Below are 14,883 nucleotides of genomic sequence, written 5' to 3'. Positions count from 1 at the left end.
TTGCAGGTTGAAACTGATATGACCCATTATTTCGAAGACATCGCAATTGGCGAAGTCGAGCGCTTCGGCAGTTACACGGTCGCGCGCGACGAGGTGATCGACTTTGCGGGGAAATATGATCCGCAACCCTTCCACTTGTCCGACGAAGCCGCTGCGCGCACTCATTTCCAACGTATCGCGGCCAGCGGATGGCACACCGCTAGCATGTTCATGGCGATGTTCGTCGCGCATATTCAGCAACAGCCGGAGCGGCAGGAAGCCAGCCTGGGTGCATTGGGCGTGGATGAACTGCGGTGGCTGCGCCCCTGTTACCCCGGCGATGTCCTGCGCTGCGAAGCGGAAGTGGTCGAAAAGACGCCGTCGCGGCGCCGCCCGGAAATGGGTATCGTCAAGTCGAAGATAACGGTGTTAAATCAGGATGACGAGCCGGTGATGACGTTAATGCCCATCGCGATGTGGCGGACACGCCCGATCTGAGGGGCTGGAGCGTTACTTTGGGTGAAGGTGTCCTAACGGTGGGTGGCCGCATCGAGTGCAACGCCGGGTGTGGCTCGATTATCCGCGCGCCAATATCCAGTCCGGCGAGCGGTGCGTTGATAGTGCTATAGGCGATTTTCTACAGGTCGGCCGATGCGGATAGGGCCATGCACATGTCCCTATCCGCTATAGGTCCCCCGTCTAGATATCGTAGCAATCATTAGGTGCGCCGAATGCCATGGCGCCAAAATTACGTGCATAGGGGTAGGGATTGTTCGCGACGTGGGCGCGGGCGCAGTGGATGTCGAGGAACGCGCGTTGGACGACGTTGCCCCGATAGATCGCCTTGCCACCGCTGAATTGCATCAGCAGGTCGATCGCCTTCACGCATCGGCTCACCATGGTGGTAGTCGACAAGCCCAGCGCCGCGCGCCGCTCATCGCTCCAGTCGTCGCGCGCCGCTCGATCGGATAATTCCGCCAAATCGCGCGCCAGTCGTAGTTCCATATCGTCCAGCGTCAACACGACTTCGGCGACCGCTTCCTGGATTGTGCTGTCGCTGGCCAGTTTAAGTCCGGTATAGGTCGCGCGCTTGGTGCGCATGCCTTCGATAAATAGATCCAGGGCCCGCTTGAGACTGCCCAATGACGTGGTCGATACCGTGCGGTTGAACAGTTGGGCAAAAGGAATTTTATAGAGGCTTGCTTGATGCACCGCATGCCCCGGGCAGTTCAATTCGAACATGTCCATTTCGCGGATGATGCGATGATCTGGTACGAATGCGTCTTCAACGACGATGTCGTTGCTGCCGGTACCGCGCAGACCCATGACGTCCCAGGTGTCGATAATGGTATAATCGCTTCGGGGCACCAGGAAATTGCAGGGATCGGGTGCACCGCCATCGGGCGAGGGGATGTGGACGCCCAGAATGACCCAGTCACAATGCGCCGATCCACTGGAGAAGGCCCAGCGACCGCTCAGTCGATAGCCACCCTCAACGCGCACGACCTTGCCGCATGGCATGTAAGAAGAACTGATGCGGACATCGCTATCGGTTCCCCAGACATCCTCTGCCGCTCGCGCGTCGAACAGGGCGAGTTGCCAATTATGGACCGCGACCACGCCATAGACCCATGCGCTGCTCATGCAGCCTTCAGCCAATATGCGACTGATACTGCAATAAAGATCCGGTGCCATCTCGTAGCCGCCAAACCGAGCGGGCTGGAGGACGCGGAAAAAGCCAGCGTCGGTGAAATCCTGTATCGTCTGAGCGGATACTTGTCCCGCATCACAAGTCGCTGCTTCGCGTTCACGGAGAACCGGGACAAGCGCGCGCGCGCGTTTAATCAGCGTGTCCGGCGTCGGTATCCCGACGGGCTCCACGGCAGCCATTGCGACCTTCTCTGGCATAAACCCTCCCTATTTCATCAGCGATTGTTCAGCCTTATACGCCGTGCACTATATCGTGACAATACATCAATATACACCTTATTGTTCCCAATAATAAACCTTCGATCATCACCAATTCTTGTAAATTATCTCTTAAAATCAATACTATAACGCAATATATTGAGGCCCAAAATTAGTTTAAGCATGAAATTGTTTGGTTGCAACGTGTTGAATGATTTTCGTTGTTCGTATGCAACAATAATAGTAATACCATCTTCATCGTTTGATTTAGTAGACCTCAAAAGAGGCAATCGGGCGATGCAGGAAGGAACGGAGCAAAGCAGCCTCTTTGGCTATCGTTCAATAAATGGGGAGATAAATATGACAGGGTTTGATCATGCCAAGGTGAGCCTCTTGGCTTTGGCTCTGGGTAGTGTCGCATTGGCGAGCGCGGCACCAGCCCGGGCGCAGTCCACCGAGTCGCCACCGTCGCAGGACACCACCGAGACGTAGAGCAGCAGCATGCTGGGTGAGATTGTCGTTACCGCGACGAAGCGTGGTGAAAGTCTTCAAAAGGTGCCGATCTCCATCAGCGCTTTTTCGGGAGAGCAGATCCAGCGTCTCGGCATCCGCGAAACCACGCAGATCACTCAACAGATCCCGGCCCTGCATTTCAACGCCTGGTCGCCCAACCTGACCATCTTTAGCCTGCGCGGCATTTCGCAGAACAACTTCACTGACAATCTGGAAGCGCCTGTCGCAGTTTATCAGGACAACGCCTATGTGGGGTCGATGAATGCGCTGTCGGGGCAGCTTTTTGATATCAAGCGGGTGGAAGTGTTGCGTGGGCCGCAAGGCACGCTGTTTGGTCGCAACGCCACGGGTGGCCTCATCCATTATCTTAGCAACGACGCCAGCGAGAATGAATTCAATGGCTATGCTCAGGGCGACTATGGCCGCTACAATGCGTGGTCGCTGGAAGGCGGTATCGGTGGCGCGATAGCGCCCGGTCTGCGCGTGCGCGCCGCAGGCCGAATCGAAAAAGCCGATGGCTATATCAAATCGCGCGACACGGCCCTCGCCGACGGGACGATATTGAACGGCAGCGGCCAGGATTTGGGTGGCCGCAACGGCTGGGCCGCGCGCATCAACATCCAATATGATGTATCCCCCGATGCCACGATCAGCCTCTGGTACAAACATGCGGAGGACAATCACGTCGCCACTGGGGGCTATGTCTTTGAAAATTGCGATTTCGAAGCCAATGGCTATTGTCACACTAATGCTGCTGGTCTCAGCGATGGCACTGGCGGCGTCGTCAATGGCATTACCGGCACACGCGCTTCCCCGTGGGAGCATTTCGGTGAGCGCAAAGGTAATCTCGATCGCGTAGTGAACAGCTATCAGGGCGAACTGAACTGGAAACTGTCTGACTCGCTGTCGCTGACGTCCATCACCAACTATCTGACGCTCAACAAAGATTATGACGAGGATGGCGATGGTACGCCTTTCCTGACCGCCAATGTGGATACCGGCATCCGCTTTCATCAGTTTTCTCAGGAAGTTCGACTGTCCGGCGACTTGCCCGGTCTGAAATGGCAGGTTGGCGGCTATTACCTCAACATGCTCTATAACGGGCATCATCAGGTGACCGGCGCGCCGGTTATCGATCTGGCCATCGCTGCGAATGGGGCTTTCAATTCACCCAGCGTAGATCAGCCCTACAGAACGCCGTCGCGCAACTGGTCGCTGTTTGCACAGGGCGATGTGACGATGACGGACAAGCTGACGCTGACGGTGGGTGGTCGCTATTCCGTCGATCACAAATCGATCAACTATGCCGCGATATTGCTCGATCCGGCGATTAATCCCAATCCGGTGACCCTGATTACGGACGGGGCGTTGGCCCAGGTCGTGCCCGGCGTTAATCGGGAAGTGTACAGGGATTGGGCCGCGCGCGTATCGCTCAATTACCAGGCAACATCCGATACGCTCCTGTTCGCCTCCTGGAATCGCGGTATCAAGGGCGGAAACTGGTCCTTGTCGTCCAACATCAACCCTGCCGATTTCAAACATCGTCCTGAAACGCTCAACAGCCTGGAAGCGGGATTCAAGACAGCGATGATGGGCCGAACCCTGCGGCTTAACGGCACGTTGTTCCACTATATGTACGATGACTACCAGGCCTTCTCGCTGGCAGGCGGCGTACCCCATATCTACAATAGTGACGCGACGTCCACGGGCGCGGAGTTGGAGAGCTTCTGGTCACCATCGCCCCGTTTCGATGCGGTCGTGGGTGCGACTTGGCAAGTGTCCAAGGTCAAGAGCGTGCCGGCCACCGGCACACAGATCGGACCGGAGTTCTTCCCCGGTGCCCCTGACACCCAATATTGCAAGAATCAGGGCGGCTTCTTCCTGTGCGATTTTCCGCAAAAGACGATCGACAATGCGAAATTCCCGAATGCACCTCGGTTCAGCCTGAATTACCTGCTGCGTTACAATCTCGATATGGGTGCCGGGAATGTCGCGGCGCAGGTCGACGGCGTCTGGTATGATGATCAGTATCTGGAAGTGACCAACGGCCCTTCATCGCTGCAAAAAGCATACAACGTTACCAACGCATCTCTGACCTACACCGACAAGCGGACCGGGATCGCCTTAACGGCCTGGGGCAAAAATGTCTTCAACAAGGCGTTTCGTGCTTATGCTCTGAACCTCGGCATTTTGGGCACCACGTCGATCTATGCGCCACCGGCCACCTACGGCGCTACGCTGCGGGTACCTTTTGGCCGCCAATAACCGAGCTGACGGATCGTCGTTTCGGCGATGATCCGTCCTAGGAGTACTCAGGGCACGGAACCCGGCGATCGTTATTCCGGGCTCTGAGATTGCAAGAAAACCCGAAATCTTGCTCTACACGACGACTTGGTGCGCATTAGGGCTAAAAGAACGCTCATCGCGTTGCATTCGCGGACGCATTAACTTTCGCCAGTCCGCGCATTTGATAGGTGTTCTCACCAACACAATCCTCGCGGAAGCGAGATCATTTAAATTGCCTTGCTGGCAACAAAGATTACCATATCTTAATGATAGTTCGACAATTGCAACAGTGCTTCCCGACCTTCTATAAGGTGGGACCGTCATTCTTCATCCTTGGCCTTTCCCGATGAGCAGGTGCCATTGGAAGGTTGGCCGGCAGACGCGCTGCCATTTCGTTATGGTCGTCATGGGAATGGGGATCGTTTACCCGGCATGTGCCGAAACGCCGCGGATGCCCAATATCTCTTTGGTGCCGCAAAGCGGCCTGTTGCCGCTGTCGTCCGCACTCCGCAGGGGCACCGAGCACGCTAATCTTGAAGACGCCCATTATGTTGAAGAGGAATATTATCTTTCCGGGCTTGCGCCAGCGATCAATGCGGAAGGGACTATTGTGGTCGATGCCCCTTACGTGACGCGGTTTTTAATTCGCAAACCTAAGGATGCGGCACGATTCAATGGCACGGTTATAATCGAGCCGTTTAGTTGGTTCGGCGAGCGCGCCGCAGGATGGATTCTCACGCGGGACTATCTGCTGCGCCGGGGCTACGCCTTCGTGGGCTACACGCTTAATATCAACGGCCTAGCCGATGACCCCAAATTTCCGCCAACACCCGTCAATCCCAAGCAACAACAGGATAGTATTCGCCAATACGGCGGAATCGTAAATTTCGATTTTATGCGCCGGTTCGACTATGCGCGCTATGCGCCGCTCGGCAGCTATTACGACGCGAAACGCTTTCAACGGGGCGGCGCGCCAGACCCGTTCGTGCCGCAGTCGCAAGCGATTGGGGCGCAACTGGCGCTGGTGCTTAAATCCAATCTGCCCGACGGACCTGCCAGAGGACTACGGGTCCAGCGCGTCTATGTGAACAGTTGGGCGGTCACCGCGCAGGTCTGGCTCGATTATCTTGACCAGGGGCGCCACCAGCAGTGGCGAATGCCCGATGGCAGACCCTTGATCGACGCCTATATGACGGGAAAGCTAGCTTATGGCGAGGTAGCGGGAGACCCGATCAGGGTTCCTGCGCATATGCCGGACGATGCCCCTTTCGTTACGGTGTACAGCCAGTCCGAGACGTTGCACGACGCTATTGAAGGCATCACTCTCCCAAGCGATACCGACAGGCCGCTCCTGCGTTATTATGAGGTTATGGGCACGCCGCACCTTCGCGAAGCCGACCTGGGTACAGGTGAGATCGAGGCGTGGCCTAATGAAGCCGGCAAACCGGACGATCCGCGATGCCAGTTCATTTATGACGAGCCGTCTGAACTGCCCTTTTCGGCCATTCTGGATGCCATGGATCGCGCGGTCCGCCTTAACGTCCCCATGCCCAAAGCCAATCGGGTTCAGCGCCTGAATAAAGGCGTTCGACGTGATACGAGGACCGGGAACATCGACGGTGGTGTGCGTCCGCCGTGGATACAAGTTCCTGCGGCTGAATACTGGACCGATTATGAAACAGGCTGCGGTGTCATCTACGACAGCAAACGGCCTTATTCGGCCGTGCGCTTGCGCCAACTATACGGCAGCTACGATAATTATGCGCGCCAGTTTGAAGAAGCGAAACGTCAGTCGGTGGCAGAAGGCTATCTGCTGGAGGAGGATGCAGCCGGACTGAAACCTGTTGCATCTCCCCTGGACTTTGCACGCGATGTTCCTTTGCCCCATCATTGAGGATTCTCCGAATTCTGCGGGCCGGAGGAGGCCTTGTGCGATCGGTCAGCGGCGGTTCAGTTTTACGGGGTGCTCGGCCAGAATTCGGGCATAAAAAGGGTAACCAGTAGGCTCCCCCTGATAGCTTCGCCGCTGCGAGCGATAATGATCCGGATTGCTACCTGCCAACTATAGACGGGGATACGACGTTCACCCGCATCGAACCTCACCGATCCCGGGATTGAGGGGAACCCAAAATCATCCGCATTTCCCGTTATTCCGCGACCAACAACATGGACATCACTTAAGGATCGGCTTTGAATTTGTCGCGAACGGGCAGCCCGCGAAGGGGAGCATGTCCTCCAGACCTACAAGGACGGGGCAATCTCCTCATGCCAGCGAATGCTGGCATCTCTGACGGAAGCGCACGACGGCGGAGATTGGCGCTTTGCTAAAGCCTAATTCCTCCACCGAATGAGCCCCCCTCCCCCCCGCGTTCGCTAAAGTGTCGATGCCGAAGGGCCAATGGTAAGATTCTGCCCTCTCACTTCCGCCCGAACAGCTTCTCGATATCGCCATGCCCCAGTTTCACCCAGGTCGGGCGGCCGTGGTTGCATTGGCCGCTGTGGGGGGTGATTTCCATTTCGCGGAGGAGCGCGTTCATTTCCGCGACGGAGAGCACCCGCCCTGCCCGCACCGATCCGTGGCAGGCCATCGTCGCGGCGACGAGATCGAGGCGAGCTTTGAGCGACAAGGCGCTGTCATAGGCGGCGAGGTCGTCGGCCAGATCGGTGACGAGGCCGTGCACGTCCCCTGCCCCCAGCATCGCAGGTGTCGAGCGGACGAGCATGGCGGAGGGGCCGAAGCGTTCGAGGTCCAGGCCAAATTCGGAGAGTTCCGCGATGCGCGCTTCCAGCCGGTCGCAGGCAGGTTCGTCCAGTTCGACGACTTCGGGCAGGAGCAGTGCTTGCGACGCGACCCCTGCCCCGTCGAGCGCGCGGCGCATCCGTTCCAGCACGAGGCGTTCGTGGGCTGCGTGCTGATCGACGATGACGAGGCCGTCTTCGGCTTCAGCGACGATATAGGTTTTGGCGACTTGTCCGCGCGCGACGCCGAGCGGGAAGCTGTGCACTTGGGGCGGTGCCTGCGCCGCCGGTTCGGCGCGGGCCATGGGCGGCGGGGTGAGGAAGGACGCGCGGCGGTCGCCCAGACTGGGTGCGTAGGTGGTGGGCGGCAGATCGCCTGCCGCCTCGAAGATCGGCATCGCGCCGATGGGCGTGGGCGAGACCGGTTCCTGCTGCCACGCGGCGAAGGCAGAAGGGTCGGCGCGCTGGACCGAGCGGAAGCCCGCTTCATCGAGCGCGCGCTTGAGGCCGCTGACGATCATGCCGCGGATCATCGCGGGCTCGCGAAAGCGCACTTCGGTCTTGGCGGGGTGGACGTTCACGTCGACTTCGCCCGGCGGCAGATCCAGAAACAGGGCGACCACGGGATGCCTGTGTCGCGCAAGCAGATCGGCATAAGCGCCGCGCACAGCGCCGACCAGCAAGCGGTCGCGCACGGGGCGACCGTTGACGAACAGGAACTGATGATCGGCGACGCCGCGATGATAGGTCGGCAACCCGGCGACGCCCGTGAGCCTGATCCCTTCCCGCTCCAGCGCGATGACGACGTGGTTGTCGGCAAGGGCGCGATCGGTGAGCGCGGCGACGCGGTCCTCCCGGCTTTCGTCCTCCTGCACCGATATGGCGCGGCGTCCGTCATGTTCCAGCGTGAAGGCAATGTCGGGGCGCGCCATGGCGAGGCGGCGGATGACATCGAGGCAGGCGGCATATTCCGACCGAGCCGACCGCAGGAACTTGCGGCGGGCCGGCACCTTCCCGAAAAGCTGCTCGACACGAATCCGGGTGCCGGGGGGAATCGCCGCCGGGCCTTCCGACAGCAACGCGCCATTGTCGATGATCCGTTGCCAGCCGTCGCCTTTTCGGGTGCGGCTTTCGATGGTGACGGTCGCTACGCTGGCAATAGAGGGCAACGCTTCGCCGCGAAAACCGAGCGTTGCGACGTTCTCTATCGCGTCATCCGGCAGCTTCGACGTGGCGTGACGCTCCAGCGCGAGGGCCATATCGTCGCGCGACATGCCGCATCCGTCGTCCAGCACCTCGATCCGGTCCAGACCGCCGGCCGCCAAGCGTATGTGAATGCGGCGTGATCCGGCGTCGACGGCGTTCTCCACCAGTTCCTTGAGCGCGCTCGCCGGTCTTTCGACGACTTCGCCCGCAGCGATGCGATTGACCAGATGTTCGGGGAGGCGGCGTATTGACATTGGTTAGTGAGTAGCCCAAGCGAACGCCTTCCGCGACCCGCAGCCTGACATTTTTTCCATATTGAAAGGCGACCGGGCGCTGGCGGGGACACAGATATTTCGCGGCTGCCTGTCCAATTGCGGGTGGGTCGTCAGGACTAGGGAAAAGTATGTCGATCTTTTCGCGTTTATTCAAATTCTCCTCCCAAGATATGGCCATCGATCTGGGCACCGCCAATACGGTGGTCTACGTCCGTGGGCGCGGCATCGTTCTGAATGAACCTTCGGTCGTGGCGGTCGAAACGCTGAACGGCATCAAGCGGGTGAAGGCGGTCGGTGACGACGCGAAGCTGATGATGGGCAAGACCCCCGACAGCATCGAAGCGATTCGCCCCCTGCGCGACGGTGTGATCGCCGACATCGATGTCGCCGAGCAGATGATCAAGCATTTCATTACCAAGGTGCATGGCGGCAAAGCACGCCCATGGCGCTTCCCCGAAATCGTGATCTGCGTTCCCAGCGGCTCCACCAAGGTCGAGCGGCGCGCCATTCGCGACGCGGCCAGCAATGCCGGTGCCTCTCAGGTGTTCCTGATCGAAGAGCCGATGGCAGCCGCGATCGGTGCCGACATGCCGGTGACCGAGCCGATCGGTTCGATGGTTGTGGATATTGGCGGCGGTACGACCGAAGTCGCGGTGCTTTCGCTGCGCGGTCTGGCCTATACGACGTCGGTGCGTGTCGGCGGGGACAAGATGGACGAAGCCATCGTTTCCTATGTGCGTCGTCACCACAACCTGCTGATCGGTGAAGCCACCGCAGAGCGGATCAAGAAGGAATATGGCGTGGCGCAGTCGCCCGCCGATGGCGTGGGCGAGACGATCCACATCAAGGGTCGCGATCTGGTGAACGGCGTGCCCAAGGAAATCTCGATCAATCAGGGCCAGATCGCCGATGCGCTGGCCGAGCCGATCAGCACCATCGTCGAAGGTGTGCGTATTGCGCTGGAAAACACTGCGCCTGAACTGGCCGCCGATATCGTGGATCAGGGCATCGTCCTGACTGGCGGCGGCGCGCTGCTCAAAGGTCTGGACGACGAATTGCGCGACGAAACCGGCCTGCCCGTCACCATCGCGGAAGATCCGCTTACCTGCGTTGCGATCGGCACTGGTCGCGCGATGGAAGATCCGATGTTCCGGGGCGTGCTGCAAACCGGCTGATTGGAGAATTGAGCGATGGCGCGGCCACCCAGCCGGCGCCCCGGCTATGACCGGAAAGCGCAATATGGCTTGTTCGCCGGCTATGTCGTAGCGGTGTCGGGGGCAGCGGTCGGCCTGTTGCTGATCGTCGTTGCCATGTTCGACCCGACGGGGTTTGCCGCGATCCGGTCCACTGCGGGCGAAATCACCCGACCCATTTCTGCCACGATGCGTCAGTTGGTCAGCGGCGTGGGCACCGTGGACGAACAGATCGTCGCCTATTTCCGGGCAGGATCGCAGAATGTCGGTTTGCGGCGGCAAGTCGATGCCAATCGCACGCGTCTGATCGAAGCAGCGGCCATCGAGCAAGAGAACCTGCGCCTCAAAAAGTTGCTCAAGCTGGTGGAGGACGAGGACGGCGAAGTCGTTGCCGCGCGTCTCATCAGTTCCTCGTCCAGCAGTTCGCGACGGATGGCGCGGCTGAATGCCGGCAAATCGCAAGGTGCCTATGCCGGGATGCCGGTGCGTGCGCCCGAAGGGCTGATCGGGCGTATCCAGACGGCTGGGCCGAACACTGCCGAGGTGCTGTTGCTGACCGACAGCCAGAGCATCGTGCCGGTGCGGCGGGCGAAGGACAATATTGCGGCGATCTGCACAGGTTTGGACGATGGATCGCTGGAGATCCGCTCGCTCAATGCCGGGAACAACCCGTTCAAACCAGGTGACATCATGGTGACGTCCGGCACGGGTGGATTGTATCGCCCCAATATTCCGGTCGCGATCATCGTGCGGGTGGAAGGCGACAAGTCGATTGCCGCGCCGCTGGCCAATCCTGCGCGCGTGGAGGCTGTCATCGTGCAGCGTCCTTTCGAAGCGACGGTGACGCGGCCTGCAGCCCCAGCCCCGGCGGATGAGGCCGCACCCGCCGCCCCGGCAGCGCCATGATCCCCGAGGGACCACGGCTGGGCGGGAACCCCTCACGCTTTCGGTTGAAGGCGACGCCGCTCATCACGGTCATGCTGGGGTCCATGCTGACGGCGCTGCCGATCATTGCGCAGTCGCCGGTGCTGCCACCTGTCGGCTTGCTGCTGCTGCTGTCATGGCGGTTGCTGCGGCCCGAGCTGTGGCCTGCGTGGATCGCGCTCCCGCTCGGTTTCTTCGATGACATGATGAGTGGGCAGCCGCTGGGCAGTGCGATGTGCCTGTGGACGCTGACGATGATTGGTATCGATTTTGCCGAGCGGCGACTTATCTGGCGCGATTACTGGCAGGACTGGCTAATTGCTGGAATTGCGGTTATTTTCTGTCTTACCGGCGGGTTATGGTTCGCGCGGCTGACTGGCGGTGGCGGCACCATTGCGCTGGTTGCGCCGCAAATCCTGTGGTCCGTCCTTCTGTATCCCTTCGTCGCGCGACAATGCGCGTGGCTCGACCGCTGGCGCATCATGGCATGAAGTTTCAAAAGCCGACCCGCAAGACCGTTACCGAAGCCAGCCAGTCCTTTTCCTTTACGCGCCGCGCGATGGTGCTGGGTGGCATACAGGGTGGCATAGGGCTGCTGTTGGCGACGCGCATGGCGTGGATCAGCGTGGCGGAGAACGAGAAGTATCAGCTTCTGTCAGAGAGCAATCGCGTCAACCTGACCCTGATCCCGCCGCGCCGGGGCTGGATCATTGACCGGCATGGGCGCCCGCTGGCCAATAATCGCACCGATTTCCGTGTCGATATCATTCCCGACCGGCTGCGTGACCCCAAGGGTACGGTTGCGACGCTGGCGCGCCTGCTCGACCTGCCCGCCGATGAAGTCGAGCGGATCGAAGGCGACCTTGGCAAAGCGCATGGGTTTCAGCCCGTGCAGGTTGCCGAAAGCCTGACCTACGATCAGTTCGCAGCGATTAGCGTGCGTTTGCCCGAGATGCCGGGCGTTGCACCGACGCAGGGCTTCTCCCGCTTCTATCCGGGCGGTGCGACCGTTGGGCATCTGCTGGGCTATGTCGGCACCGCTTCGGCCAAGGATTATGAAGAAAACAAGAACCCGCTGCTGATCACGCCCGGATATAAGTTGGGCAAGGACGGGCTGGAGAAATCCTTCGACCGGCAACTGACCGGCAAGCCCGGCGCAAAGCGTGTCGAAGTAACGGCGCGCGGCAAGGTTGTGCGCGAACTGACTACGCGGCCTGATGAGCCGGGCCACACCGTGCAACTGACGATCGACGCCGGGTTGCAGGAATATGCGGGCCGTCGTCTTGCCACCCAGTCCGGATCGGTAGTGGTGATCGACTGCAAAAATGGCGATGTGCTGGCGATGGCATCCATGCCCAGTTTCGATCCCAACAGTTTTTCCGACGGGATCAGTCAGTTGGAATGGGACATGCTGTCGCAGGACGACCATGTGCCGCTCCGCAACAAGACGCTGAAAGGGCTGTATCCGCCCGGTTCGACGGTAAAGCCAATGGTGGCGCTCGCCCTGCTGGAAACGGGCATCAGCCCCAATGACAGCGTGAATTGTTCCGGCGCGATCCGGGTCGGCAACACATTGTTCCACTGCCATAAGCGGCGCGGCCACGGCAGCGTCAACATGGAACGCGCCATCGCCCAAAGCTGCGACATCTATTTCTATCAAATGGCGCAGCGTGTCGGCATGGATGTGATCGCGGATATGGCGCGGCGGCTGGGCATGGGGCAGAAATTCGAAATGCCCTTCCCCAGCCAAAGCTATGGCACGGTGCCGGACCCGGCATGGAAGCTGAAGAAATATAAGGAAGAGTGGCAAGTCTACGACACGGTCAATGCCACCATCGGACAGGGTTATATGCTGATCAACCCGATCCAGATGGCGGTGATGGCCGCGCGTCTTGCCTCCGGCAAGATGCTGATGCCGCATTTCATCATGGATAAAAAGCGTCCCGAGGCCCCTTCCATTCAAGTGCGTCCCGATCATCTGACGATCATCCACGAAGCTATGAGCGCAGTGGTGAACGGCGGCGGCACAGGGGGCGCCGCGCGGATGCAGGTGCCCGACGTGCTGCTGGCCGGCAAGACTGGCACGGCGCAGGTCAGGCGCATCACCATGGCGGAGCGTGCAGGCGGTGTCCGCAGGGACGCTTCGCTGCCGTTCAAATTGCGCGACCACTCGCTGTTTCAAGGCTTTGCCCCCTATGACAATCCCCGCTACGCCGTTGCCTGCATCCTAGAGCATGGTGGGCATTTGATCCGCGCGCAGGATGCTGGGCCGATTGCCAGCGACACGCTCTCGTTCCTGTTCGATCCCAAGAAAGCGATGGAAAAGCTCGAAACGCTCGAAGCGGAATGGGGCGGCCCCCCCACACAGCGCATGGCCGCGCAAATGGCCGCTTTCCGAGCGTCGAAGGGGCTGGAAACCACATTAACCCCCGAGGAAATGGACGCGGCTAATACGACAGTCGCCACCGTGGCCAATGTGATGGCGCAGACCGATAATGCCGCAGCGGAGCAACCCGATTGAGCATAGTCCCTGCCCCTATCTCCGCCTTGCCATGGCGCGTCATTGGATTGCTGACGGCCATCGCATTCTTCGGCTGCGTCGTTCTGTACAGCTCTGCCGGGGGCAGCATCACGCCCTGGGCGATCAATCAGGCGGTGCGCTTCGCAATCTTCATGGCAATGGCGCTGACGATTGCTCGCATACCCGTGCAACTTATGAGCACGCTGGCCTTTCCGGCCTATATCGCCGTCCTGGTATCGCTGGTGCTGGTCGAGCTTATCGGCGGTGTCGCGGGGGGGAGCCAGCGGTGGATCAATCTCGGCTTCATGCAGTTGCAACCTTCCGAATTCATGAAGCCGGTGATCGTGCTGGCCGTGGCGCAATTCTATGCGCGGCTTCCAGTGGGTGAATTGCGCCGCTGGAGCGCGATATGGCCTGCGCTGGTGCTCATCGGCCTGCCATGGGCGTTGGTGCTCGTACAGCCCGATCTAGGCACTGCTACGATGATTCTGGCGGGTGGTGTAACGGTCATGTTTCTTGCCGGACTGCCGCTGCGCCTATTCATTGGAACGGGCATCGCGGGCGCCGCGATCATTCCAGTCGCGTTCAGCTTTCTGCACGAATATCAGCAAAAGCGCGTCCTTATCTTCATGGACCCCGAGAGCGATCCGCTGGGCGCGGGTTATCATATCAGCCAGTCGAAGATCGCCATCGGATCGGGCGGTATTTTCGGCAAAGGCTTCCTCAATGGCACCCAAAGCCATCTCGATTACCTGCCCGAAGGCCATACTGACTTCGTCTTTGCCACCATGGCCGAGGAATGGGGCCTGGTGGGCGGAATATGCCTGATCGCCGCGTTCATGCTGGTGTTCCGCTGGGGCATCCGCGTGGCGCTGCGCACGGAGGACAAGTTTGCGCGGCTGGCGGCGTCGGGCCTGACGACGACGATATTCTTCTATCTCGCGATCAACCTGATGATGGTGATGGGATTGGCACCGGTCGTGGGCATCCCCCTGCCCTTCATGTCCTATGGCGGATCGTCTATGCTGACCGTGATGTTGTGCATCGGCATGATAATGGCGATCGACCGTTCGCGCCGCCAGACCCGCAGTAACTGGGGTTGAGCGGCTCGATCCCTAAAAAGTGCGGGACATAGCGATTTGATGCTTGCAAACCCCGCCCATGATGGTAATTGCCGCGCCCTGACCAACGGAACCGCCGGTCTGCGGCGGACTTTCCAGGCAATGTGGACGCATAGCTCAGTTGGTAGAGCAGCTGACTCTTAATCAGCGGGTCCTTGGTTCGAGCCCAAGTGCGTCCACCAATTTCTCCATATATTTCAACGTATTAAATGGCCCTT

The 14,883-nt window shown here is 59.7% G+C and carries 11 protein-coding genes and 1 tRNA gene; 10 read left to right on the top strand and 2 right to left on the bottom strand.

Annotation, left to right across the window (positions count from 1 at the left end):
- The first annotated feature begins 18 nt into the window (after window positions 1–18).
- Window positions 19–477 carry a MaoC family dehydratase gene (locus tag QMG56_RS10590; RefSeq protein ID WP_281822524.1) on the top strand — a complete coding sequence of 153 codons (459 nt, stop codon included), beginning with the start codon at window positions 19–21 and terminating at the stop codon, window positions 475–477.
- 201 nt (window positions 478–678) lie between these two features.
- Here QMG56_RS10590 and QMG56_RS10585 read toward each other — a convergent pair whose 3' ends face one another.
- On the bottom strand, window positions 679–1,887 hold the full coding sequence (locus tag QMG56_RS10585; protein WP_281822523.1) for an acyl-CoA dehydrogenase family protein: 1,209 nt from the start codon (window positions 1,885–1,887) through the stop codon (window positions 679–681).
- 360 nt (window positions 1,888–2,247) lie between these two features.
- On the opposite strand from QMG56_RS10585, the gene QMG56_RS10580 reads away from it, so the two are divergent.
- The 3 genes from QMG56_RS10580 to QMG56_RS10570 all read left to right on the top strand — a co-directional run bounded on the left by QMG56_RS10580 (window position 2,248) and on the right by QMG56_RS10570 (window position 6,580).
- Window positions 2,248–2,379: a hypothetical protein gene (locus tag QMG56_RS10580; RefSeq protein WP_281822521.1), complete on the top strand. Its 132-nt coding sequence runs from the start codon at window positions 2,248–2,250 to the stop codon at window positions 2,377–2,379.
- A 9-nt stretch (window positions 2,380–2,388) separates the two neighbouring features.
- Entirely contained in the window at window positions 2,389–4,665 is a 2,277-nt protein-coding gene (locus QMG56_RS10575; RefSeq protein ID WP_281822520.1) for a TonB-dependent receptor, read from the top strand.
- Between the two features lie 418 nt (window positions 4,666–5,083).
- Window positions 5,084–6,580 (top strand): alpha/beta hydrolase domain-containing protein, encoded by a 1,497-nt coding sequence (locus QMG56_RS10570; RefSeq protein ID WP_281822519.1) that lies wholly within the window; start codon window positions 5,084–5,086, stop codon window positions 6,578–6,580.
- Window positions 6,581–7,103: 523 nt separating this feature from the next.
- On the opposite strand, the gene mutL is transcribed toward QMG56_RS10570, so the two are convergent.
- Entirely contained in the window at window positions 7,104–8,885 is a 1,782-nt protein-coding gene (gene mutL / locus QMG56_RS10565) for a DNA mismatch repair endonuclease MutL (protein WP_281822518.1), read from the bottom strand.
- A gap of 149 nt (window positions 8,886–9,034) precedes the next feature.
- Between mutL and QMG56_RS10560 the strand changes: the two genes are divergently transcribed.
- The 6 genes from QMG56_RS10560 (at window position 9,035) to QMG56_RS10535 (ending at window position 14,847) form a co-directional block, all read left to right on the top strand.
- Window positions 9,035–10,081, top strand: coding sequence for a rod shape-determining protein (locus QMG56_RS10560; protein WP_104953246.1), 1,047 nt, complete (start codon window positions 9,035–9,037; stop codon window positions 10,079–10,081).
- Window positions 10,082–10,096: 15 nt separating this feature from the next.
- Window positions 10,097–11,005: a rod shape-determining protein MreC gene (mreC, locus tag QMG56_RS10555; protein WP_281822516.1), complete on the top strand. Its 909-nt coding sequence runs from the start codon at window positions 10,097–10,099 to the stop codon at window positions 11,003–11,005.
- Window positions 11,002–11,514, top strand: coding sequence for a rod shape-determining protein MreD (locus QMG56_RS10550; RefSeq protein ID WP_281822514.1), 513 nt, complete (start codon window positions 11,002–11,004; stop codon window positions 11,512–11,514). Before mreC ends, QMG56_RS10550 begins: the two co-directional genes overlap by 4 nt.
- Window positions 11,511–13,544, top strand: coding sequence for a penicillin-binding protein 2 (gene mrdA, locus QMG56_RS10545; protein WP_281822513.1), 2,034 nt, complete (start codon window positions 11,511–11,513; stop codon window positions 13,542–13,544). Before QMG56_RS10550 ends, mrdA begins: the two co-directional genes overlap by 4 nt.
- Entirely contained in the window at window positions 13,541–14,647 is a 1,107-nt protein-coding gene (gene rodA, locus QMG56_RS10540; RefSeq protein WP_281822511.1) for a rod shape-determining protein RodA, read from the top strand. The genes mrdA and rodA overlap by 4 nt, the downstream gene beginning before the upstream one ends.
- 124 nt (window positions 14,648–14,771) lie before the next feature.
- Window positions 14,772–14,847 (top strand) — tRNA-Lys (locus QMG56_RS10535).
- The last annotated feature ends 36 nt before the right edge of the window (window positions 14,848–14,883 follow it).

The organism is Sphingobium sp. BS19, from assembly GCF_027925545.1.
Taxonomy (GTDB): Bacteria; Pseudomonadota; Alphaproteobacteria; order Sphingomonadales; family Sphingomonadaceae; genus Sphingobium.
This window is presented reverse-complemented; position numbering and strand designations above follow the sequence as displayed.

Coding starts and splice junctions, on each gene's coding strand:
- QMG56_RS10590 (WP_281822524.1), top strand. CDS start 19: ATGACCCATTATTTCGAAGACATCGCAATTGGCGAAGTCGAGCGCTTC.
- QMG56_RS10585 (WP_281822523.1), bottom strand. CDS start 1,887: ATGCCAGAGAAGGTCGCAATGGCTGCCGTGGAGCCCGTCGGGATACCG.
- QMG56_RS10580 (WP_281822521.1), top strand. CDS start 2,248: ATGACAGGGTTTGATCATGCCAAGGTGAGCCTCTTGGCTTTGGCTCTG.
- QMG56_RS10575 (WP_281822520.1), top strand. CDS start 2,389: ATGCTGGGTGAGATTGTCGTTACCGCGACGAAGCGTGGTGAAAGTCTT.
- QMG56_RS10570 (WP_281822519.1), top strand. CDS start 5,084: ATGGTCGTCATGGGAATGGGGATCGTTTACCCGGCATGTGCCGAAACG.
- mutL (WP_281822518.1), bottom strand. CDS start 8,885: ATGTCAATACGCCGCCTCCCCGAACATCTGGTCAATCGCATCGCTGCG.
- QMG56_RS10560 (WP_104953246.1), top strand. CDS start 9,035: ATGTCGATCTTTTCGCGTTTATTCAAATTCTCCTCCCAAGATATGGCC.
- mreC (WP_281822516.1), top strand. CDS start 10,097: ATGGCGCGGCCACCCAGCCGGCGCCCCGGCTATGACCGGAAAGCGCAA.
- QMG56_RS10550 (WP_281822514.1), top strand. CDS start 11,002: ATGATCCCCGAGGGACCACGGCTGGGCGGGAACCCCTCACGCTTTCGG.
- mrdA (WP_281822513.1), top strand. CDS start 11,511: ATGAAGTTTCAAAAGCCGACCCGCAAGACCGTTACCGAAGCCAGCCAG.